Source organism: Pseudorhodoplanes sp., from assembly GCA_032027085.1.
Classification (GTDB): Bacteria; Pseudomonadota; Alphaproteobacteria; order Rhizobiales; family Xanthobacteraceae; genus Pseudorhodoplanes.
This window is the reverse complement of the sequence record JAVSMS010000001.1, coordinates 4,393,049-4,413,815: the sequence shown is the minus strand read 5'-3', so window position 1 is coordinate 4,413,815 and position 20,767 is coordinate 4,393,049. Positions and strand designations below refer to the sequence as shown.

The 20,767-nt window shown below is 63.2% G+C and carries 24 protein-coding genes; 12 read left to right on the top strand and 12 right to left on the bottom strand.

Annotation, left to right across the window (positions count from 1 at the left end):
• Nucleotides 1-60: 60 nt before the first annotated feature.
• Together RO009_21625 and RO009_21620 are read left to right on the top strand one after the other, a co-directional pair.
• Nucleotides 61-771 (top strand): glutathione S-transferase, encoded by a 711-nt coding sequence (locus RO009_21625; protein ID MDT3687635.1) that lies wholly within the window; start codon nt 61-63, stop codon nt 769-771.
• An 81-nt stretch (nt 772-852) separates the two neighbouring features.
• The gene (locus RO009_21620) at nt 853-1,200 is read left to right on the top strand and encodes a hypothetical protein (protein MDT3687634.1); all 348 of its coding nucleotides are present in this window, start codon (nt 853-855) and stop codon (nt 1,198-1,200) included.
• A 47-nt stretch (nt 1,201-1,247) separates the two neighbouring features.
• Here RO009_21620 and RO009_21615 read toward each other — a convergent pair whose 3' ends face one another.
• Together RO009_21615 and nirK are read right to left on the bottom strand one after the other, a co-directional pair.
• Nucleotides 1,248-1,988 carry a Crp/Fnr family transcriptional regulator gene (locus RO009_21615; protein MDT3687633.1) on the bottom strand — a complete coding sequence of 247 codons (741 nt, stop codon included), beginning with the start codon at nt 1,986-1,988 and terminating at the stop codon, nt 1,248-1,250.
• Between the two features lie 81 nt (nt 1,989-2,069).
• A complete protein-coding gene (gene nirK, locus RO009_21610; GenBank protein ID MDT3687632.1) occupies nt 2,070-3,269 on the bottom strand; it encodes a copper-containing nitrite reductase in 1,200 nt (399 codons plus the stop codon).
• Nucleotides 3,270-3,562: 293 nt separating this feature from the next.
• Between nirK and RO009_21605 the strand changes: the two genes are divergently transcribed.
• Complete coding sequence (locus RO009_21605) at nt 3,563-4,345, top strand: DUF4239 domain-containing protein (GenBank protein MDT3687631.1); 783 nt, start codon at nt 3,563-3,565, stop codon at nt 4,343-4,345.
• Between the two features lie 112 nt (nt 4,346-4,457).
• Here the strand turns inward: RO009_21605 and RO009_21600 are convergent, their stop codons facing one another.
• Nucleotides 4,458-5,132 (bottom strand): hypothetical protein, encoded by a 675-nt coding sequence (locus tag RO009_21600; protein ID MDT3687630.1) that lies wholly within the window; start codon nt 5,130-5,132, stop codon nt 4,458-4,460.
• A 176-nt stretch (nt 5,133-5,308) separates the two neighbouring features.
• On the opposite strand from RO009_21600, the gene RO009_21595 reads away from it, so the two are divergent.
• The 3 genes from RO009_21595 (at nt 5,309) to RO009_21585 (ending at nt 8,392) form a co-directional block, all read left to right on the top strand.
• Nucleotides 5,309-6,250, top strand: coding sequence for a DUF5996 family protein (locus RO009_21595; protein ID MDT3687629.1), 942 nt, complete (start codon nt 5,309-5,311; stop codon nt 6,248-6,250).
• Between the two features lie 88 nt (nt 6,251-6,338).
• Nucleotides 6,339-6,575, top strand: a complete 237-nt coding sequence (locus tag RO009_21590) for a hypothetical protein (GenBank protein ID MDT3687628.1) — start codon at nt 6,339-6,341, stop codon at nt 6,573-6,575.
• A gap of 173 nt (nt 6,576-6,748) precedes the next feature.
• The gene (locus RO009_21585; GenBank protein MDT3687627.1) at nt 6,749-8,392 is read left to right on the top strand and encodes a fumarate hydratase; all 1,644 of its coding nucleotides are present in this window, start codon (nt 6,749-6,751) and stop codon (nt 8,390-8,392) included.
• Between the two features lie 105 nt (nt 8,393-8,497).
• Here RO009_21585 and RO009_21580 read toward each other — a convergent pair whose 3' ends face one another.
• On the bottom strand, nt 8,498-9,328 hold the full coding sequence (locus RO009_21580; protein ID MDT3687626.1) for a DUF2189 domain-containing protein: 831 nt from the start codon (nt 9,326-9,328) through the stop codon (nt 8,498-8,500).
• Here RO009_21580 and RO009_21575 point away from each other — a divergent pair.
• Entirely contained in the window at nt 9,312-9,437 is a 126-nt protein-coding gene (locus RO009_21575) for a hypothetical protein (protein MDT3687625.1), read from the top strand. The two genes, RO009_21580 and RO009_21575, sit on opposite strands and share 17 nt — an antisense overlap.
• 79 nt (nt 9,438-9,516) lie before the next feature.
• Here the strand turns inward: RO009_21575 and RO009_21570 are convergent, their stop codons facing one another.
• The 3 genes from RO009_21570 to RO009_21560 all read right to left on the bottom strand — a co-directional run bounded on the left by RO009_21570 (nt 9,517) and on the right by RO009_21560 (nt 12,577).
• Nucleotides 9,517-10,704 carry a cobalamin-independent methionine synthase II family protein gene (locus RO009_21570; GenBank protein ID MDT3687624.1) on the bottom strand — a complete coding sequence of 396 codons (1,188 nt, stop codon included), beginning with the start codon at nt 10,702-10,704 and terminating at the stop codon, nt 9,517-9,519.
• A gap of 240 nt (nt 10,705-10,944) precedes the next feature.
• Nucleotides 10,945-12,021: an LLM class flavin-dependent oxidoreductase gene (locus tag RO009_21565; GenBank protein MDT3687623.1), complete on the bottom strand. Its 1,077-nt coding sequence runs from the start codon at nt 12,019-12,021 to the stop codon at nt 10,945-10,947.
• Nucleotides 12,022-12,052: 31 nt separating this feature from the next.
• The gene (locus RO009_21560; GenBank protein MDT3687622.1) at nt 12,053-12,577 is read right to left on the bottom strand and encodes a flavin reductase family protein; all 525 of its coding nucleotides are present in this window, start codon (nt 12,575-12,577) and stop codon (nt 12,053-12,055) included.
• A gap of 205 nt (nt 12,578-12,782) precedes the next feature.
• Between RO009_21560 and RO009_21555 the strand changes: the two genes are divergently transcribed.
• On the top strand, nt 12,783-13,277 hold the full coding sequence (locus tag RO009_21555) for a MarR family transcriptional regulator (protein ID MDT3687621.1): 495 nt from the start codon (nt 12,783-12,785) through the stop codon (nt 13,275-13,277).
• A 229-nt stretch (nt 13,278-13,506) separates the two neighbouring features.
• Entirely contained in the window at nt 13,507-13,986 is a 480-nt protein-coding gene (locus tag RO009_21550) for an Hsp20/alpha crystallin family protein (protein ID MDT3687620.1), read from the top strand.
• Nucleotides 13,987-14,037: 51 nt separating this feature from the next.
• On the opposite strand, the gene RO009_21545 is transcribed toward RO009_21550, so the two are convergent.
• The 4 genes from RO009_21545 to RO009_21530 all read right to left on the bottom strand — a co-directional run bounded on the left by RO009_21545 (nt 14,038) and on the right by RO009_21530 (nt 16,502).
• The gene (locus RO009_21545) at nt 14,038-14,499 is read right to left on the bottom strand and encodes a DoxX family protein (protein ID MDT3687619.1); all 462 of its coding nucleotides are present in this window, start codon (nt 14,497-14,499) and stop codon (nt 14,038-14,040) included.
• A gap of 2 nt (nt 14,500-14,501) precedes the next feature.
• Nucleotides 14,502-15,278 (bottom strand): DNA-binding domain-containing protein, encoded by a 777-nt coding sequence (locus RO009_21540; GenBank protein MDT3687618.1) that lies wholly within the window; start codon nt 15,276-15,278, stop codon nt 14,502-14,504.
• Between the two features lies 1 nt (nt 15,279).
• A complete protein-coding gene (locus tag RO009_21535; GenBank protein MDT3687617.1) occupies nt 15,280-16,137 on the bottom strand; it encodes a DUF692 domain-containing protein in 858 nt (285 codons plus the stop codon).
• 80 nt (nt 16,138-16,217) lie between these two features.
• Nucleotides 16,218-16,502, bottom strand: a complete 285-nt coding sequence (locus RO009_21530; GenBank protein ID MDT3687616.1) for a DUF2282 domain-containing protein — start codon at nt 16,500-16,502, stop codon at nt 16,218-16,220.
• A 192-nt stretch (nt 16,503-16,694) separates the two neighbouring features.
• Between RO009_21530 and RO009_21525 the strand changes: the two genes are divergently transcribed.
• Genes RO009_21525 through RO009_21515 form a run of 3 tightly spaced genes read left to right on the top strand, consistent with a single transcriptional unit; the run spans nt 16,695 to nt 18,940 of the window.
• A complete protein-coding gene (locus tag RO009_21525; protein ID MDT3687615.1) occupies nt 16,695-17,240 on the top strand; it encodes a sigma-70 family RNA polymerase sigma factor in 546 nt (181 codons plus the stop codon).
• Complete coding sequence (locus tag RO009_21520; protein ID MDT3687614.1) at nt 17,237-17,875, top strand: DUF1109 domain-containing protein; 639 nt, start codon at nt 17,237-17,239, stop codon at nt 17,873-17,875. The genes RO009_21525 and RO009_21520 overlap by 4 nt, the downstream gene beginning before the upstream one ends.
• A 51-nt stretch (nt 17,876-17,926) precedes the next feature.
• On the top strand, nt 17,927-18,940 hold the full coding sequence (locus tag RO009_21515; protein MDT3687613.1) for an alpha/beta hydrolase: 1,014 nt from the start codon (nt 17,927-17,929) through the stop codon (nt 18,938-18,940).
• Nucleotides 18,941-18,951: 11 nt separating this feature from the next.
• On the opposite strand, the gene RO009_21510 is transcribed toward RO009_21515, so the two are convergent.
• Nucleotides 18,952-20,733 (bottom strand): SLC13 family permease, encoded by a 1,782-nt coding sequence (locus RO009_21510; protein ID MDT3687612.1) that lies wholly within the window; start codon nt 20,731-20,733, stop codon nt 18,952-18,954.
• Nucleotides 20,734-20,767: the final 34 nt, after the last annotated feature.

Here is a 20,767-nt window from a genome sequence, read left to right as displayed (position 1 = left end):
CTGCACACCCAAATCCTCTCGCCGCCGCTATGATCGGGGCGGCGAAGAGGAGTCATCATCATGCGCTACGAGCTCTATTACTGGTCCGAGATCCAGGGGCGCGGGGAATCTGTGCGGCTCGCACTGGAGGAGGCGGGCGCGGACTATGTCGACGTCGCGCGCGAGGACGGCGGCGAAGAGAAGATGATGCGGATGATGCAGAGTGCGGCCGTCAAGACGCCGCCCTTCGCGCCGCCGTTTCTGAAAGCGGGGAAACTTGTCATCGGCCAGACCGCCAACATCCTTCTTTTTCTCGGCGGGCGGCACGGCCTCGCGCCTAAGACCGAGGCAGGCAAGCTGTGGGTGCATCAGTTGCAGCTGACGCTTGCCGACTTCATCGTCGAGATTCACGACACCCATCATCCGATCGGCTCCGGACTTTATTACGAGGACCAGAAGCCGGAAGCGAAGCGCCGCGCAGAGGATTTCCGCAGCGAGCGGCTGCCGAAATTCCTTGGCTATTTCGAGCGCGTGCTGAAAGGCAGTGGCGGGCCTTATTTCACTGGAAGGCGCTGCAGCTATGCCGACCTGTCGCTATTCCAGGTGGTGGGCGGCCTGCGTTATGCGTTTCCGAACGCAATGGCGTCCTTCGACAAGCAGTACAAGCGCATCGCCGCTGGGCATGGCTCGGTCGCGGCGCGGCCGCGCATCAAGGCCTATCTCGCCAGCGACCGGCGCATTGCGTTCAACCAGATGGGAATCTTCCGGCATTATCCGGAGCTGGATGGGTGAGGTTCGCCTTCGGAATGCTTGAACCGGCCGCCCGCCTTGTGCGACCAAGGCAGGCAGATACTTCTTGTGGGGGACTTTCCGATGATCAATGCATTTCAGCGCCTCGCCGGCGCTTCGCTGGCGGCAGGCCTTGTCGTGCTGGTGGCGCAGCCGGCTTTCGCCGAAACCCTGTTCAAGATCGTGACGGTGAAGGACGAGATCGTCGTCGGCCTCAACGATGCCGAGCTGAAAGACATGGGCGGCGACGCCGGCGGCATCGCCAAGACGATCGCCGCCAAGGGCGCGCTCACGCTCTGGCAATACGGGGTGCGGCAAGCCAAGGACGGTGAGCGCGTTGTGGCACCGCTGCAAAAGATCGGGGTGCTGGCGGCGTCGTCGCTGCGGGTCGTGCCTTACAAGCAGCCGTTCAAGGTGCTGCCGCACGAGTGAGTTCTGGCATCGCCGTTGCCGCAGGGCAAAGCGCCGGGATGATAGGATCACTCCTGCGTCGCGCCTTCGGCGATGGACTCAAGACGCGCTATGTCGCGGACCGCGACGCGCTGACGTCCGCTTTCGACGACGCCCGCGGCTTCCCAGGCGCTCATGATACGGCTGACCGTATGCAGGGTGGTGCCGGTCAACTCGGCGATGTCCTGGCGGCTCAGCGGGAAATCAATCTCCGCCCCGTCGGCGGTGGCGCGGCTGGCGTCCTTGGCCAGCCGCAGGACGGTATGGGCGATACGGCGCTCGACCTCTTCGGTGGCAATCTCGCGCAGACGGGTATGCGCGTCCTGCAGACGGCTGCCGATGATCTGCATCGCATTGATGGCCAGCGCCGGGTGCTCGGAGGCGAGTTTCGGCCAGATTTCCGACGGCCAGGTGAGGGCGATGCTGTCCACTACCGCGATCGCCGTGCCGGGATAGGTCTTGCGGCCGATGGCCATCGCGACGCCAAAAATGTCGCCTGGATGGACGAAACGGACCACGATCTGCTCGCCGGTGGGCGTGACCTGGGTGACCCGCAGGCGCCCGTGCAGGAGCAGGAAAAAGAAGGGTGCGACGGCGCCCTGCTCGAACACCACCGTATTTCTCGGATAGTGCTGCGCCCGCGCGAAGGAGAGAATGTGATCGAGCGCTTCGGGAGTGAGCGAGGCGAAGAGGGGCAGGTCGGAGATCAGAGAGCGGTCGAGCGCAAAAGCCACAAGGTCCGAATCCGTAAAGTTGGGGACGGCGGGCATCATACCGTCCGGAACCAGCGGCACAAACAAATTCGGCCCCCAGTGGGAGGGCCGAATTTTGTCAGGCCGGCGGTTGTGATGTCAGTGTGACATCGATTGCGCGGATTTTACCGGATCGTAATCCTTGAACACATTGGGATTGTCCGGTCCCTCCACCTCGAGCACGCCGGCGAGCCCCTTTTCCACGCGGCTCAGGGCATGGTCGACCAGCATGTATTTGCCGGGCACCTCGAGCTTGAAGTCCACGACGACCGCCCCGCCGGGAGGCACGCTTGTGGTCTGCACGTCGGTGAGCGGACGGGCGGTGAGCGAACCCTGGCTGTAGACCCGGTCGAAAATCTCGCCGATCACGTGGAAGGACGAGGTGTAGTTCGGGCCGCCAACGCCGAAGAAGATGCGCACGGTCTCGCCGACCTTCGCCTTCAGCGGCTTCTCGGTGGTGAGTGCGCCGACCGCGCCGTTGAACAGGAAGTATTCCGGCTTCTCGTCCACCAGCTTCTCGTAGCTTTCGGCGATCTCGCCCTTGGCGCCGATCTTCTGCTCGGTATAGAGCTCGCCCTGCATGACGTAGAATTCGTGATCGACCTTGGGCAGACCGCCTTCCGGCTCGACCAGGATCATGCCGTACATGCCGTTCGAGATATGCTGCGCCGCCATCGGCACCGCGCAGTGATAGACATACAATCCCGGATTGGTCGCGACGAACTCGAAGCCGCGGGATTCGCTGGGAGCGGCATCCGTCGCCTTCGCGCCGCCGCCCGGTCCGGTGACGGCATGGAAGTCGACATTGTGCATCATGGCGCTGTCGTCATGATTCTTCAGCCGCACCTCGACGGTGTCGCCGACGCGCACGCGGATGAACGGTCCGGGAACTTTCTGGTTGAAGGTCCAGTAGCGGTAGGTCGCGCCATCCGCCAGCTTGCCGGTGACCTCGACGGTGTCGAGATCGACCTTCACCCGCAGCGGGCCACGTTTGCCGATGGGCTTGGGCAGGTCGGTCGGGCTGCGCACGATGGAGATCGGATGGTCGCTCTTGACGATCTTGCTCGGGTTATGTGCGTGCGGGACGACGCCGCGCGCCGGCTGCGCCACATAGGCCGCCGTGCGCGGGGCCTCTTCGCTGGTGGCCGCATTGGCCGCAAACAGCCGCGACGGGGAGCAGATCTCTGCAAACATGGGGGTGGCGGCCAGGAGGCTGATGCCGACCGCGGCGCCTACCCCGGCAAAGGCCGAGATGGTTCCGAACAGCACCCGGTCATTTCTCTCTCTGGGCAGTGTCATGGCTAGTACCTTTCCGTTTTTCGCCTTTGAAATCAGCGATATGGCCAAGGTACTTGTGCACTGCAAAATCTCTTTGTTGCAGAGCAATAAGGTTGCCCGTTCCGCCTCAGCACTTTTACGGAGGACTTGGCGCCGGGAGCCGCAGACCCTCGGATGAAGCCAAGCTCCGCCCCTTGCAGGCAAAAATTCCTTACAACCAACATGGGCCAGATTTCCTTCAGGGCGGAATCTCACTTAAGAATGCCGCGCGGCGTGCCGGCCGCGAAGCTTTTACGTTGCGCGGATCCCCGGTAATGCTCGATTGGCTGCACGATCTTCCCCAGGCGCTGGGTGCGCTGCTGGTCTGCGCCGCCTTCGTGCTGCCGACGCTGGTCGGCTCCTGGCTGCTGCAGCCGTCAGTTGCGCGCATCTTCCGCGGCGAGAACGACATCAACACGGTCCTGGGCTTTCTGCTCAACGCCTTCGCGTTGTATTTCGGTGTGCTGCTGGCCCTGCTCTCGATCGCCGTGTTCGAGAATCACAGCAAGGCGCAGGACGCGGTAGACCGCGAGGCCGCCGGCCTGATCAAACTCTATCGCGATGTGCGGCAATATCCCGAGCCGGCGGCCAAAGAGATGGCAGGGATCCTGCACCGCTACACGGACGAGGTGATCAATCGCGGTTGGGCGTTGCAGGCAACCGGCGAATTCTCGCGTGCGGAGATCGCGCTCGTCACTGAACTGCATGCGGCGCTGGCGCGCTTTCAGCCGGGCGGAGCGAGCGAAAGCCTGTTGCATGCGCAGACGCTGAGCGCGCTTGACGAATTCGTCGAGGCGCGGCGGCTGCGCATTTCTGCCGGCGGATCTTCCATTCCCAGAATCATGTGGGTGATTGTCCTGTGCGGCGCGGTGCTGAACGCGGTGGTGATCTGGATGTTCGACATGCGCCGTACCACGCATGCGATCATCGGCGGCACGCTGTCGCTGTTCATCGGACTCGTCATCTACATGATCGCCTCGCTCGACGAGCCGTTCCGCGGCCCGCATGGCATCAAGCCTGATGCGATTATCGAGGTGCACCAGGCAGTGCTGGGGTAACGCCACAGGCGGCCGGGCCGCAGCGGCGCAGCCAGCATTTCTTTGAACGCGCCGCCCGAAGCCGGATGCGATCAGCTCAAATCGCGGCGGCCATGCAACGCGAGATCACGCTTTACTCGCAAACCCAGACCCGGCGCAGACGAGGTCCCCACGGCGTGGCGACGCGAACGACCTGATAGCAGTCATCGTAATAGGCGGCGTCGTAATAGGGATAGTCATACGCATACGCCCCATAGAAGGCCGGGAATCCAACAAAGGCGAAGGAGCGGTGTCTGAAAGGACGATGACCATGCCGTCCGCCGCGACGCCAGTCGGCACTGCGCCAGTTTCTGCCCTGCCAGTTTGCCCCTTGCCAATTGCTCCCGCGCACAACGCCGTCCTGCAACGCGGCCATGCGTGGCGCGCCCATACGCGGGCCGGCCATGCGCGGACCGATGACGTTGCCGCGCGGTCCGATCGCAGCGCCGCTCATGCGCGTGCCGCCGGCCGGCGCCATGCGCATGCCTCCGGCAGGAGCAGCGCCGAAACGCGCGCCACCGGAAGGTGCTGCGCCCATCCGGATGCCGCCCGATGGTGCCATTCGCATGCCGCCTGACGGAGCGCCCATTCGCATTCCGCCCGACGGTGCGCCACCCATTCGCATGCCGCCGCCCATCGGCGCGCCGCCACCGGCACGCATGCCGCCGCCCTGACCACCGGCGCTGCGCTGCGCATCGGCGGGCGTCGGAAGGGTTGCGGCCGCAAAGACGCCACAAACTGCAATTGCGAGGATCGATAGTCTTGTCATGACACGTCTCCCGAAAACGATGCTTGCCCTGTGGTGACAACACCGGGGCGGCCGCGTCGGCGGCCTCACGTTTTCGGGATTGGCGCAAGGCGGATTGCGCCGCGCGCAATTGTGGCATGGCTGATGTGCCACCGGCACGTGCGAGGACATGCTAGCCTTTGCAAAGAGGAGATCGCATGAGCGACACGCGCTGGCCCGCCTTGCCCTATAACGACTGGAAGGAGACCTGCGCGACACTGCATTTGTGGACGCAGATCGTCGGCAAGATCAGACTCGCGCAGACGCCGTGGGTGAACCATTCCTGGCATGTGCCGCTCTATGTGACCGCGCGTGGCCTGACCACTCTGTCCATTCCCCATGGTGCGCGCGACTTTCAGATCGACTTTGACTTTGTCGATCACGTACTCTGGGTGCGCGTCAGCAACGGGCATTCGCGGCAACTGACGCTGCGGCCGATGTGCGTCGGAGATTTCTACACCGAAGTCTTCATGATGTTGTCGGCGCTCGGACTCGATGTCAGCATCAACGAGAGGCCAAATGAGATTGCGGAGGCCATCCCGTTCCGCGACGACGCCGTGCATCGCAGCTATGACGCGGAAGCGGCGGAGCGTTTCTGGCGCATCCTGCTGGCGACACATGATGTGCTGTCGCATTTCCGCTCGGGCTTTCTCGGCAAGGTCAGCCCGGTGCATTTCTTCTGGGGCAGTTTCGATCTGGCGGTGACGCGCTTTTCCGGCCGCAGGGCGCCGGCGCATCCGGGCGGCGTGCCGAATCTGCCGGACGCGGTCGCGCGCGAAGCCTATTCGCATGAATGTTCGAGCGCCGGCTTCTGGCCGGGCGGGGGCGGGGTGATCGACGAGCCGGCGTTCTATTCGTACGCCTATCCCGCGCCGAAGGGATTTGCGCAGGCGCACGTGACACCTGCGGCCGCCTATTTTCACAAGACGCTCGGCGAATTCATCCTGCCCTATGAGGCGGTGCGCACGGCAAACGAACCCGAGCGCATGCTGATGGACTTCCTGCAATCGAGCTATGACGCGGCGGCGGATCTGGGGAAATGGGATCGCGCCAATCTGGACTGCGAACTGGGCGCGCCGAAACAGGTGCGGCCGATGTGAGGCGGCTGCGCTTTCTTCCGATAATTGCGTCGCGTCGCGGAACGAAATCGGCTCCTGGCGGCTTTGTCTGCCAAAGAGGAGTGTGACCGTGAACAAGACTCTATTTCTGGCACTGATCGGCGTTGCCGCCGGCACCGGCGCCGCCTTGATGCTGATGCCGCGCAGCACGCGGAATTCCATCGCATCCGATGCCCGGATGGCGCTCGATTACGCCACCGACCGGATGCAGCCCGCGGCGCGTCCGCGCCGCCGCAAGGCGTCCGCCCGTTCGGCGGGCAAGCGCAAGCTTGTGAAAAAGAGCCGCCGGGTCACGCGCGCGGCCTGACGATATCCGATCTTGTCGACTTGAATGATGCGGCTGCCCTTGCGGGCGGCCGCATTGTTCTGCGTGCGCAAGCGCCGATGCCCACCTTCCCCTCCCATTTGAAATTCTCTAGAACGCTCTGAACGCGCCGGCCCGCTGCGCGCGCCCTTGAAAACCCTAGAGAAATGCCGCCCATGAACGCCCCCGTGACCCCGCCGATCCCCGCCTACAAGCACACCCCGCTGTTTCCGCTGGGCAAGGACAAGACGCCTTACCGCAAGCTCGATGTCGCCGGCGTGCGGGTTGAGAAGGTGCTGGGCAAGGAGGTGCTGGTGGTGCCGGAAGCGGCGCTGAAGCGGCTTGCGGAAGAGGCCTATAACGACATCAACCATTTCCTGCGGCCGGGGCATCTGCAGCAGCTGCGCAACATCCTCGAGGACCCCGAGGCCTCCGACAACGACAAGTTCGTCGCCTATGACTTTCTGAAGAACGCCAATATCGCCGCCGGCGGCACGCTGCCGATGTGTCAGGACACCGGTACCTGCATCATCATGGGCAAGAAGGGGCGCCTCGTCTGGACCGAGGGCAACGACGAAGCCGCGCTCGCGGAAGGCGCGCGCGACAGCTACCTGAAGCGCAACCTGCGCTATTCGCAGCTCGCGCCGATCTCGATGTTCGAGGAGAAGAACACGCGCTCCAACATGCCGGCGCAGGTCGAGCTCTATGCCGACGGCGAGGACGAGTACAAGTTCCTCTTCATCGCCAAGGGCGGCGGCTCGGCCAACAAGACCTTCCTGTTCCAGGCAACGCCGTCGATCCTGACGCGCGAGCGCATGTTGGCCTTCCTGAACGAAAAGATCCTGACGCTCGGCACCGCCGCGTGCCCGCCTTATCACCTTGCCATCGTGATCGGCGGCACCTCGGCCGAACTCACCATGAAGACGGTGAAGCTCGCCTCCTGCCGCTACTACGACAACCTGCCGACGCACGGCTCGGAGGACGGCCACGCCTTCCGCGATCTGGAGATGGAGCAGGCGATCCACAAGCTGACGCAGGACTCCGGCGTCGGTGCGCAATTCGGCGGCAAATATTTCTGCCATGACGTGCGGGTCATCCGCCTGCCGCGGCATGGCGCCTCATTGCCGATCGGGCTTGGCGTCTCGTGCAGCGCCGACCGTCAGGCGATGGGCAAGATCACAAAAGACGGCGTGTATCTTGAGGAGCTTGAGCGCAATCCGGCGAAATACATGCCGGACATCGACACCACAAAGCTCGGCGGCGAGGTGGTGCAGGTCGATCTCAACCGGCCGATGAAGGAGATTCTGGCGCAGCTCTCGCAATACCCGATCAAGACGCGGCTCTCGCTCACCGGCACCATGGTGGTGGCGCGCGATCTTGCGCATGCCAAGCTGCGCGAGCGGCTGGAAAGCGGGAAGGGGTTGCCTGACTATTTCAAGAGCCATCCGGTCTATTACGCCGGCCCCGCCAAGACGCCGGCCGGTTACGCGTCAGGCTCGTTTGGGCCGACCACGGCCGGGCGCATGGATTCCTTCATGCACGATTTCATGAAGGAAGGCGGCACCATGATCTCGGTGGCGAAAGGCAACCGCTCGCCGCAAGTGCGCGAGGCGTGCAAGAAGTTCGGCGGCTTCTATCTCGCCTCCATCGGCGGCTCGGCGGCGAAACTCGCCGAGCACCACATCAGGAAGGTGGAGGTGCTGGAATATCCGGAGCTTGGCATGGAGGCGATCTGGAAGATTGAGGTGGAGAATTTCCCCGCCTTCATCGTGATCGACGACAAGGGGAATGATTTCTTTCAGGAGTTGAATTTGGGATAAGACGGCTTTTCCCTCTGCCCATTTTACGGGAAGAGGGTGGCGAGCACCTGAAAGGTACGAGCCGGGTGAGGGGCATTGCACGGCCACTCGCCCGGCTTTCTCATTTCATTCGAAAGCCGGTGTCTCCCCGCAATGCGGAGAGAGAGGTGCGCTCAAACATTCCCCGCCGACCGGCGCGACGATGCGCCGGTAAAGATGCCAAGTCGCGTGGCCGAGTACGGGCAATGTGATCAGAAGCCCGAGAAAGAATGGGATGGCCGAGACGATCAGTTGCATCACGATGATCAAAGCCCAGCCGAGCATCGGCAGCGGACTGGCGGCAACCGCGCGTACGCTTGTCACCATGGCGGTGACGAAATCGACGTCGCGATCGAGTAAGAGCGGGAACGATACTACGGTCAGCGAGAACAAGATCAGCGACAAGGCGGCGCCGATCATGTTGCCGACAAGGAGGAAGAGGAGCCCCTGATTGGTGGTCAGCACGACTGTGATGAATTGCGGCAGACTGCTGAAGGGGGCATTCAGTCCGAAGAACAGCGCCATCAGAAAGCCGATCTGATACATCCACACAACAAAGATAAACATAGTGACGAGGGCCATCCAGGCGATCTCGCGCCGGCTGGTCACGATCGACCAGATGCCGCGCCAGGACGGATTTTGTCCGTCCTCAAGCTGGCGGCTTACTTCATAGAGGACAACGGCGACGAAGGGGCCGATCAGCGCGAAACCCGCCGCCAGCGGATAGGCGAGATAGGTCAGGCCAAGTGCCGTGAGGCTCATAACGATCACGATACCGCCTGCGGCATAAAGCGCGCCGAAGGTGAGGCCGTAACGCGGGGCCGCCTGGAAATCGCGCATGCCCCACGCCAGAGCCTCGGCAATGTCGGCGGTCGTTACCGGACGCACCACGGGATCGGTCTTGCCGGAGATCGACATCATCGCGTTCCACCCTGCCCAATTGTCTTTTTATATTGCGGCAGGAAAGAAAACCATGCGCTTTGATTCGCATCAAACGGCGGCGCTGCATTGCCGCACTGCAGCATGACGGCGCTAGCAGCAAAATGCCGTTTGCGGGGCACAATCTGCTTCCTCACCTCCGACAGGGCCGTGTGCGGCCTTGTTCCTCACGCTGACTTTTTCTGCGGCTGGCGCCAGAGCTGTTCCGTTGCGATGTCGGCGCCTGCGCGCATCGCCTTGAACTTTTCCCAGATGACGGAGACGTGCACTTCGGTCTTGTAGAGCGCCTGCGAGGAGAAGCCGCAATCGGCGCCGGCCATGACATTCTCGCGGCCGACGAGATTGGCGTAGCGGATCAACCGTTCCGCGATCAGTTCCGGATGCTCGACGATGTTGCTCGCATGCGTCACGACGCCGGGGCAGAGCACCTTGCCCTCGGGCACCCTCACGCGCTCAAACAGATGGTATTCATGCTCGTGGCGCGGATTTGCGCCTTCGAAGCTGAACGAGCCGGCATTGATTTTCAGGACATAATCGATGACGTCGGCAAGCGCGGCTTCGTGGATGCGTGGTCCTTCGTTGATGCCATAGCAGGTGTGGAAGCGTACCTTTTCGGCCGGAATGCCCTTAAGCGCGCTATTCGTTGCCTCGACGTAGATCTCAGCACGACGCTTCATCTGCTGCTCGTCGAGACCCGGATCGACGAAGATGTCGCACAGGAACGGATCGTCGATTTGAACGAGAATGCCGGCGTCGGTGATCGCCTTGTATTCCTTGTGCATCTCCGCGGCAAGCGCGTGAAAGTATTCTTCGTCGCTCTTGTAATATTCGTTGATGCCGACGCCGGAGGGCGCGGTTGCGGGCAGAAAGACGTGATGATCGGGAATGCCAGCGGCATTTGCCGCCGCCTTCACGTTCTCGATGTCGCGCTTCGCGAATTTCTCTCCCCGATATTTGATAGCGCCAACACAGACCAACGGGTTGAGCGGCACGATGGCGCCGCCCATTATCGCCCGCTTGAAATAGTCGGCGTAATATTCCGGAAAGGCTTCAACCTCCTTCTGGAACAGGGTCATCTTCCGGCTCGGCCGCGCCTCGTAGCCGTCGAGTCGTTCCTGGATGTAGGTAAAGAAGCCGGGTTTTGAGAATTCGCCATCGGTGACGATGTCGATGCCGCACTCGGCCTGTTTCCTGACGACATCCGCGACGGATTTTTTCAGCGCCGCCTCGAAGGCCGCTTCGTCATAGGACTGTCCGCCATATTTCGCCTTCATCATGTCGAGCAATGCGTGCGGGCGCGGCAGGCTGCCGATATGCGTCGTCTGGATGCGGTCCGTATTCTGCTGAATGCTCACGTTTTTCTCCCAGCGTTATTCTTGTTGGGTAGGCAATGTCCAGCGACGATGCGCGTGGCGCGACCCGAGTCAAGCAAGCATTCCGACTGCTCTCTGTGTATATGGAGCCAAAGCCAGACCTGCTGCAGGCCATGGTCGAGGTGGCGGAATTTCGGCCGGCTGCGCAGCCAAAGAAAAAGCCCGCCGATGCGATTGCACGGCGGGTCAGGAGGTCGGAGAGGCTTTTATTGGTTGGGGGCTCTACGCCGCGCGCAGCTTGTGCTTGCCCTCGAAATGCGGCGCCACTTCCTTCATGAAGCGGTGCATCTCTTCCTTGACCTGGTTGTGCGGCTTCATGCCGACATTGAAGTAGAGGATGACCTCGTCGAAGCCGGCGGCCTCGACCTTCTTCAGGATTTCGGTGATGCGCGCGGAATTGCCGATCAGCACCGAATTTTCGGTCAGGTCTTCCGGCTTCACCTTGTGCAGACGTTCGACCATATCGATGAAGTAGCGGTAGCTCGGCGGCGCGGTGCGCGGATCGCCGGGGAAGGAGGGGATCACGCATTCCTTGTAATAGCGGATCTGGCGCGCGCGCTGCGCCTTCTCGCTCGTCTCGTCGTCGGCGAAATGCGTGAAGTAGCTGCACATCAGACGGTGCGGCTTGGTGCCGTATTTGGCGCAGCTCTCGTGATAAAGATCGGCGACCTGCTTCAGTCCGCCGAAGCTCATGGCGGCGGCGAAGGGCGCGACAATGAGGCCGCAATTCAGCCGCGCCGCCAGTTCGATCGACGGTTTAGAGAAAGAGGCGACATACATCGGCATCGGGTTCTGCAACGGCTGCGGCGTGATGCGCACATTCTCGAACTGGTAATGCTGACCCTTGTGGTCGATGCGTTTGCCGCCCGAGCTCCAGAGCTTGCGAACGACCTCCATACCCTCGTCGAAGATCGACTGGTTGTTGTCGAACGAAACGCCGAACGGGATATATTCGCGGCGGTCATAGCCGCGGCCGGCGGCGAAATCGACGCGGCCGCCGGAAAGAAGGTCGAGCGTCGCCCATTGCTCGGCGACACGGATCGGATTGTGCAGCGGCAGCACGGTGACAGCGGGTGCGAGGCGGATATGTTTCGTGCGCGCGGCGATGAAGGACAGCACCATTTCCGGCGAGGAATTCACGCCGAGCGAGTTGAAGTGATGCTCGCCGATCCAGGCCGAATGCATGCCGAGCTGGTCGGCATAGAGCGCTTCCGCCGTGAGGTCCTGCACGAAGGTGTTGGCGTCGCGCGTATTGCCCTCATAGTGATTGTCGGAAAGGGTGAAATATCCGAATTCCATTGTTTCCTCCGGTGTTCTTGATTGTTGAATTTCACCAGCCCGCGACCGGGACCACCCAGTCCACACCTTCGCCGAGCCCGACCGTGTATTGCCCATCCTGGTAGAGCAGCGGCGTCACCCGGCCATGCACCAGCACATCCGACACCTTGCCGACGATGATGCTGTGGGTGCCGTAGCTCGACATGGCATCGGCTTCGCAAAAGATATTCGCCTGCGCCTCGCGCAGGAAGGGCACGCCAGCGTCGTCCGCCGACCAATGGCCCTGCGCGAAGCGCATGTCCTGCGGCACGCCGCCGCTGAAGGCGGTTGCGATGTCGCTCTGTTCGGCGAGCAGAATGTTGACGCAGAAGCGGCCGGAACGGACCAGCGGCTCGTGCAGGCTGGCGGAGCGATTGATGCAGATGAGAAGCGAGGGCGGGTCGGCGCAGACCGAGGTGACTGCGGTGGCGGTCATGCCGTAGCGGCGGGTCTCGTGACAGGCGGTGATGACGCTGACCGCGCTGGTCAGCCTGCGCATCGCCTTGCGGAATTCGGTCTTGAACAGATCCTGCGCCATAGGACCGCTCCTGTTCGCGTTTCCTGCCGTGTTCTTGGTCTTGTTGGCTGCATAATACTTGTAAATGCAACTGTTGTAAATGCATTTGTTCTAGGTCAAAGAGGAAAATGTGTTGCAGCGCGGCATGACGTCGCCAATCGGCCTTCGCGTTGACAGACAAGGGCTTTCCGACAGAATGCCCGGCCATTGCAGAGCGAGTCTCGCCGTGACGTCCCGCAAGATCTACGACCTGACCGACCGGCTGCCCTTTCTGATCAACCGCGTCGGCGCCGCGATGGTGGATTTCGCCTCGCCCGGGCTGAAGCATTTCCATCTCACCATTCCGCTCTGGCGCATGTTGGCGGTGCTCGCGCATCGCGGCGAGATGCGGCAGATCGATCTGGCGGAAGCGACCAGTCTCGATCCGCCGACGGTGTCGCGGCTGATCACCGGCGCGGCGAAGAAAGGCTTCGTCACGCGCACGCGGTCGAACACCAACAACCGCGAGGTGACGGTGCGGCTGACCAAGAAAGGTGTCGGCGTCGTCGAGGATCTGGTGCCGAAAATGCTCGCCGACGAGGAGGTCGCCTTCGGCAATCTGCCGGAAAAGGACATCGCCCTGGTGAAAAGCGTGCTGCGCAAGATGTATCAAAACATCGCCGAGCATCGCGGACATGCGGCGATGGATGTGCCTGGCGGGACACGGCCACGCGCGAAATAGCGGCGAAACTCACCCCTCGCTTATTCAGCCGCCGGTGCGTTTGAAATATTGCACCGCGCGTACGGGATCATCTTGTCTGGATCGAGCTGGTGTCGGGCGCGACGATCGAATCCGGGAAGATGTGGGCCGGCGCGCATTGATAGTTTTGATGCCGATCAAAGCGGCCACAGTGCGGTGGTGACAGATAGTACCTGCCGTGAGGAGCGGCGTTTGCCGAATGGAGGTGTTCATGTCATTGAAATCCCTCATCCCTATTGCCCGCGACCGCAGCGCTGTTGGCCAGAGCTTTCATCCGTTTGCTGGGCTGCACCGGGAGCTGGACCGCATGCTGGAGGATTTCGGACGGTTTCCGTCCTTTGGATCGCTTGAGACCAAGGGTCTGATGCCGGCAACCGACGTGGTGGAGACCGACAAGGAGATCGAAATCACCGCGGAACTGCCGGGGCTGGAAGAGAAGGACGTGCAGATCGACTTGTCCGACAATGTCCTGACCATCCGCGGCGAAAAGAAAGCCGAGAAGGAAGAGAAGGACAAGAATTACCGCCTGGTCGAACGCAGCTACGGCTCCTTCTACCGCAGCCTGGAATTGCCGGCGGGTGTCGACGCCAATGCCGTGAAGGCGACCATCGCCAACGGCGTGCTGAAAGTCACCGTGCCGAAACCGGCGCCGGCGCAGGCCAAGAAGATCGAGGTCAAGCCGGCGAAATAGCGGCTGCTTGATCGCATGCAGGATGCCTCGCGGCATCGCCGCGGGGCACTTTTATTGCTGGGACCGCGCGATCAGCGCATCCATCGATATCTTGCCCGGGCCCTGCGCCATCAGCATCAAAAAGATTGCGGCCCAGGAGCCGTGCGTCGGCCAGGCATCGGGATAGACAAAAATCTGGATCACCAGCGTCATGATCAGGAGCGCCAGCGCGGAGAAGCGGGTGGCGAGGCCAAACAGCAGCAATATCGGGAAGATGTGCTCGGCCGCGGCCGCGAGATACGCCGCGAGCGTCGGATCGATCACCGGAAGCCTGTATTCCTCGCGGAACAATTCGATCGCGCTTTCCGACACGTGCCAACCGTCGAGCTTGGTCTGGCCGGAGCGCCAGAACACTGCGGCAATGGAAACGCGGCCGATCAGCGCCACAAGCGTGTAGGGAATGGCGGACATCAATGTGTTGGCGCGGGCGATCAGACCGGCGAGGCCGGGCTGTGAGGAAGCGGTGAGCGGCATGCTCATGATGTTGCTCCTTGGGAAGGGGCGAAGCCCGTCATCGCGCCGGAGCCGATCAGGCCGGCGAGATTGGCGGTGAGATCGAAATCGGCGGTCTCGGCGAGTGCGGCTTCCGCGGCGGCGCTGAGCGTCGCGCCATCGGACAAGGCAAGCAGAAAAGCGGCGCCCCCTTGCGGCAGCCGCCGCACGCCGACCTCATAAGCGGGGCGCAGGACCAGCGCATCTTCGGCTTGCGTCTCATCGACTGGGCCAAGCGGCGTCTCTCCGGAATTCATCGCCCAGATGGTGACGATGGGAAAGCGTGAGCGCACGATCTGCAGCGAGGGATGCAGGGCGACGCGTATCTCGCCGAGCTTCGCCGGATCGAGCAAGGCAAGCTCGCCCGGCGAAACCGGCGCTGCATCGGCGGCGTGGTAGGCGCGGGTGCGGGCGGCTTCCAGCCGCGCGACGTCAGGCAGGTAGCGGAGTTCTGCGGCTGGCGCGAAGGCCGCAATGAAACCGGGCAGCTCGTCGCCATAGTCGCTGAGAATTTTCGAGCGCGGCGGATGCACGGCGACGAACAGGCGCGCCATCGCGAAGAAGAAGTCCTCGCCCACGATCCTTTCGGTAGCGGGAAAGCGGCTGCGCAGTGCATTCGCCAGGCTGACCACCACATTGTTGCGATAGACGGCGAAGCGTCTCACCGGCTCGCGCGATGTATGCGCGGTCAACGCGCCGGGCACCGCGCGATCGGCGTCAAGCAGGGCGGTGGCGAACTCGGTCTGCAGCGCGGCGAACATGTCAGGCCGCCTTCTGCCGACGGGCCCGGTCCAGAATGTCTTGCGCCGCGCGCGCTTGTGTCGCCAGCACCGGCCAGGCGGGCACGTCATTGTCCCATTCGATCAGGGTCGGCAGCGGCCCGCGTTGTGCGATCACCTGCGCATATAGTGCCCAGACCGGATCTGAGACCGGCGATCCATGCGCGTCGATCAGGAGCGGTGCGCCGGTTTCGTCCTGCTGCGCGTCATGTCCGCCGAGATGGATTTCCTTCACCCGCTCGAGCGGAAAGGCGGAAAGGTAATCCTCGGGGCTGGTGCCGTGATTGGTCGCCTGCACGAAGACATTGTTGATGTCGAGCAGAAGTCCGCAGCCGGTGCGGCGGGAAATTTCGGCGAGGAATTGCGCTTCCGGGATCGTGCTGTCCGCGAATTGCAGATAGGTCGACGGATTTTCCAGCAGCATCTCGCGGTCCAGCGTGTGCTGCACCTGATCGACATGCTGCACAATGCGATCGAGCGTTTCCTGCGTATAGGGCAGGGGCAGGAGATCGTTCAGATACACGTCGCCATGCGAGGACCAGGCAAGGTGTTCGGAAAAGCTTGCGGGCTGATAGCGCTCGCACAGAGTGCGCAGGCGCGCGAGATGATCCAGATCGAGCGGCGCCATCGAGCCGATGGACAGGCCCACGCCATGCACCGACAATGCATAGCGTTCGCACAGGGCGCGCAATTGCGCATGCGGCGCGCCACCCAGGCCCATGTAGTTTTCGGCATGAATCTCGACAAAGCCGATCGGCTGCTCGTCTGCAATGATGTCGCCGAAATGCTGCGGCTTGAAGCCGACGCCGCCGGCGCGGGGGAGGTTGCTTTGGTGCAGCATGTCAGTTGTCTCTCGACCGCGTGTCGGCGGCGTGGGTCATCCCTCCTCTGAAGGGGAGGGATGACTTCCGGACGACCGAATCAGCTCTTGATCGGCGTCAGCGAGCCCGTGCCCTTCGGGGTCTTCATCGAGGCGCAGGTGCCCTTGTCGACGTATTTCCAGGCATTGCCCTGGTAATCGACCTTGGAGGTGCCGGCGCAGGTGGTGCCGGGACCGGCGGCGCAGTCATTCTTGCCGGCCATGGAGATGCCGTAACACTTGTCCTTGCCGGGCTGCGGCGCGACCGGCGCGGCGGAAGCGGCCACCAGCGACATGGCGGCGACGAATGAGCCAGCGAGCGCGGCGGCGGTAATCTTGGCATTCATGAAGAATCTCCCACTCTGATAGACAATGAAACGGCCAGCGGGCCGCCGGGCCGGATCGTCCGACCTCATGGGAGCTTTCGTGGACTCGATGCCGGCTGTTACGCGCTCACCTGCGCGCTCACGTCCATGTGATCGTGAGCGCTCGTCGTGTAACAATGTCCGGTGTCGGAGCGAATTGGGATAAGACGGCGCGTGACTGAACGCGAAGTGCGATGGGCCGCCTGGATGCGGCAGGCGAATGCCGGCGACGGGGCGGCCTATAACGCTTGCCTGCAGGAATTCGCGCGCGCCTTGCGGGCCTATGTGCGGCGCGGCCTTGCCCGCGCCGGCCGCGAGGCCGAGACGGAGGACGTGGTGCAGGAGATCCTGATCGCGGTGCACCTGAAACGGCAGACCTGGGACGACAGCCGCCCGGTGGGGCCGTGGCTGTATGCGATCGCGCGCTACAAGATGATCGACGCCTTGCGCCGCCGCGGCGGCCGCATCGAAGTACCGGTGGATGATTTTGCCGATGTGCTGGCGGCGGAGGAGGGGCCGGAGCCGGGCCGTGACAGCGAGATCAGCCGCTCGCTCGCGGGCCTGCCGGCGCGCCAGCGCGACGTGGTGCAATGCATCGCCGTTGATGGCCATTCGATCTCCGAGACCGCTAGTCACTTGAAGATGAACGAAGGCGCGGTGCGGGTGGCGCTGCATCGCGGACTGGCCTCGCTCGCCAAGCGACACGGACGGGAGACATGAGGACCGACGATCTCATTCGTGCTTTGGCGGCGGACCGCAAACCGGCCGGACCTGCGCCCGGTCTTGCGCTGGGGCTGGCGGCGCTCGCCGGTTTGGCCGTGTCGGTGGTGCTGTTTGCGCTCTGGGTCGGGCTGCGGCCCAATCTCGCCGGCGCGATGATGTCGCTGCCCTTCATGCTGAAGCCGCTGGAAATGGGGCTGCTGGTGATCGCGGCGGCGGCGATGGTGCTGCGGCTGGCGCGACCGGGATCGTCGGCGCGATCAGCAGTTTGGGTTGCAGCGGCAGTTCCCGCAATCATGGTGGCCGCGCTGGCGGTCGAATTGATGATGGTGCCGCGCAGCGAATGGCTGGTGCGGCTCGCAGGCGTGCATTGGTATGTCTGCGTGATGAACATGGTGCTGCTGGCCTTGCCGATGCTGGCGGCCATCCTGTTCGGCTTGCGTTACGGGGCGCCGACGCGGCCGGCGCTCGCGGGCGCGGCGGCGGGGCTGCTCTCCGGCGCGCTGTCGGCGACGCTTTACATTTCACATTGTCCCGATGACTCGCCGATTTTCGTCGCCGCCTGGTTCACGCTTGCGATCGTCATCGTGACCGCAATCGGCGCATTGCTGGGTTCGCGCATTCTGCGCTGGTAGGCGCACGCCGGCGGCGAGATAATTCCCTTCCGCGCAATGAGGAGGGACGCCATGACAAAGCTTCATCAGGCATTCGACACGGCGGTCAATCGCCGCACCATGATGGCCGGAACCGCGGCAACCGTTCTTACCGCTTCGACTTTTCCCGCCGCAGCGCAGCAGCCGGCGACACCCGCAGCGCGCGAGAAGGGGCCGCTGGTCTGGATGAACATGGACCAGAAGGAACTCGACGACGCCTACGACCAGATCAAATACGCGCCGAACCTGCCGCAGATCGTGAAACGCTATGCGACGAATTCCGCCGAGACGCGCAAGCGCATCGGCGAGCCAAAACGTCTCTCCTATGGATCGTCGCAAGTAGAGGGCGCCGACCTGTTCCCCGCCAAGAAACCGAACGCGCCGATCCATGTCTTCCTGCATGGCGGCGCCTGGCGCGGCGGCACGGCGCAGAGCTATTCATTCCCGGCCGAAATGTTCGTGAATGCCGGCGCGCATTATATCGCGCTCGATTTCACCAATGTGGTGGAGACCAAGGGCGATCTGCTGCCGATGGCGAAGCAATGCCGCGATGGTATCGCCTGGATCTACAAGAATGCGAAAAGTTTCGGCGGCGACCCCGACCGCATCTACATGTCCGGCCATTCCTCCGGCGGCCATCTTGGTGGCGTGGTGATGGTGACGGATTGGGAAAAGGACTACGCCCTGCCGAAGGATGTTGTGAAAGGCGCGGTGCTGGTCTCGGGCATGTATGACCTGAAGCCGGTGCGGCTGTCGGCGCGCTCATCCTATGTGAAGTTCACCGACGACATGGAACATGCGATGTCCTCGCAACGCCATCTGGACAAGCTCAACAGGCCGGTGATTATCGCCCACGGCACATTGGAGACGCCGGAATTCCAGCGCCAGTCGCGCGACTTTGCCGCGGCCGTGAAGAAGGCAGGCAAGCCGGTCGAGCTCTTGGTCGGGGAGGGCTACAATCATTTCGAGCTTGTTGAGACCCTGGCCAATCCCTATGGCCTCGTCGGCCGCGCGGCGCTGGCGCAGATGAAACTGACGCCGACGTAGCTCATCGCAGGTCAGCGCGGCACCAGCGGCCAGAACCAGGCGATCAGCGGCACGCCGATGATGATGACGTAAACCGACAACGGCAAGCCGAGCTTCCAGTAATCGGTGAAGCGATAGCCGCCGGCGCCCATGACCAGGGTGTTGGACTGGTGCCCGATCGGGGTGAGGAAATCGCAGGCGGCGCCGATCGCCACCGCCATCAGGAAGGGATCGGGCGACAGTCCGAGACTTTTCGCAAAGGTCGCCGCGATCGGGCCCATCACCAGCACGGTCGCGGCGTTGTTGAGAAACGGCGTGACCGCCATCGCCGCCACCATGATCAGCGTCAGGGTGCCGGCCGGCGGCAGCGCATCGGCGATGGCCGCCAGCCAGCCGGCGAGCACATCGGTGCCGCCGGTGGTGCGCAAGGAATCCGATACCGGAATGAGCGCGCCTAGCATCACTAGGATCGGCCATTCGATCGCGTCATAGGCCTCGCGCAAGGTGATGGTCTTCAGCAAAACCGTCGTCACGGCGGCGGCGACAAAGGCGAAGGCCACCGGCAAGAGGCCGGTGGCGACCAGCGCCATGGCGGCGATCAGAACCAGGACCGGCAGGAGCCCGCGGCGGCCGGTGGCGAATTGCAAACCCCGTTCCGCCAGCGGCAACAGCCGCAATTCGCCGAGTGTCTCCGGCATGCGCGTCAGATCGCCCTGCAGCATGATGACATCGCCGGGCTGGAAACGCACATGCCGCAACTGGCTGGAGATGCGCCGGCCGCGGCGGCTCACCGCCAGAACATTGACGTGGTGGTTGTCATAGAGCCGCAATTGCTGCGGCGTCGCATCGGTGACGGCCGAATCCGGCGTCACGATTGCTTCCATCACGCCGATATCGTCGGACGGCGTATCGGTTTCCTTGGTTGCATCGTCGCGCACGACCGTCAGCTTCGCGGCGCTGACGATCTTCTCCAGGGCCTCGGATTCACCCTGCAGGATGAGAATATCGCCTTCGCGCAGTTTCATGTTGCCGGACGGCGCCGAATTGCGCTGGCGCCGCCGCAACAGCGCGATCACCTCGATGTCGCCGTCGCCGAGCGCTTCCAGCTCCTTCACGGTCTTGCCGGCGATGTCGGATTTTTCCGGCACGCTGACCTCGGTGGTGTAGCCTTCCATGGTGAAGGCGTCGTCCATCGAGGCGGCACCCTTGCGTTCCGGCAACAGCCGCCAGCCGAAGGCGAGAAAAGCGACGCCGCCGATCGCCAGCAGCCCGCCGACGGGCGCAAAGTCGAACATGGCGAAGGGCTCGCCGATCTGCTCGTGGCGCACGCGCGAAACCAGAATGTTGGGCGACGTACCGATCAGGGTGACGATGCCGCCAAGCAGCGAGCCGAAGGCCATCGGCATCAGCAGCGCGGAGGGCGGTGTGTTGCTTTTGCGCGCGAGCTGGAAGGCGACCGGCATCAGCATGGCGAGCGCGCCGATATTCTTCACAAAGCCGGACAGCGCGGCGACCGCGGCGGAAAGAACGAAGACCTGCATGGTGGGCGTGGTGAGCCAAGGCGCGACCGGCCGCAGCAGCGTCGCAATGACGCCGGAGCGCGCCACCGCCGCGCTGACCACGAGTGCGCTCGCCACGATGAAGATGATGTCGTCGGAAAAGCCGCTGAACGCCTTGTTGTAAGGCACAATGCCGGCGAGCACGGCGGCGAGCAGCGCCAGCATGGCGACGAGGTCGTAGCGCAGGCGGCCCCAGACGAAGAGCGCCATCATCGCGGCGAGGATGGCAAAGGCGAGGATCTGCGGGTTCGTCATGCGCGGTCCGCTGCGGCAGGCCGGGGCAAACGCC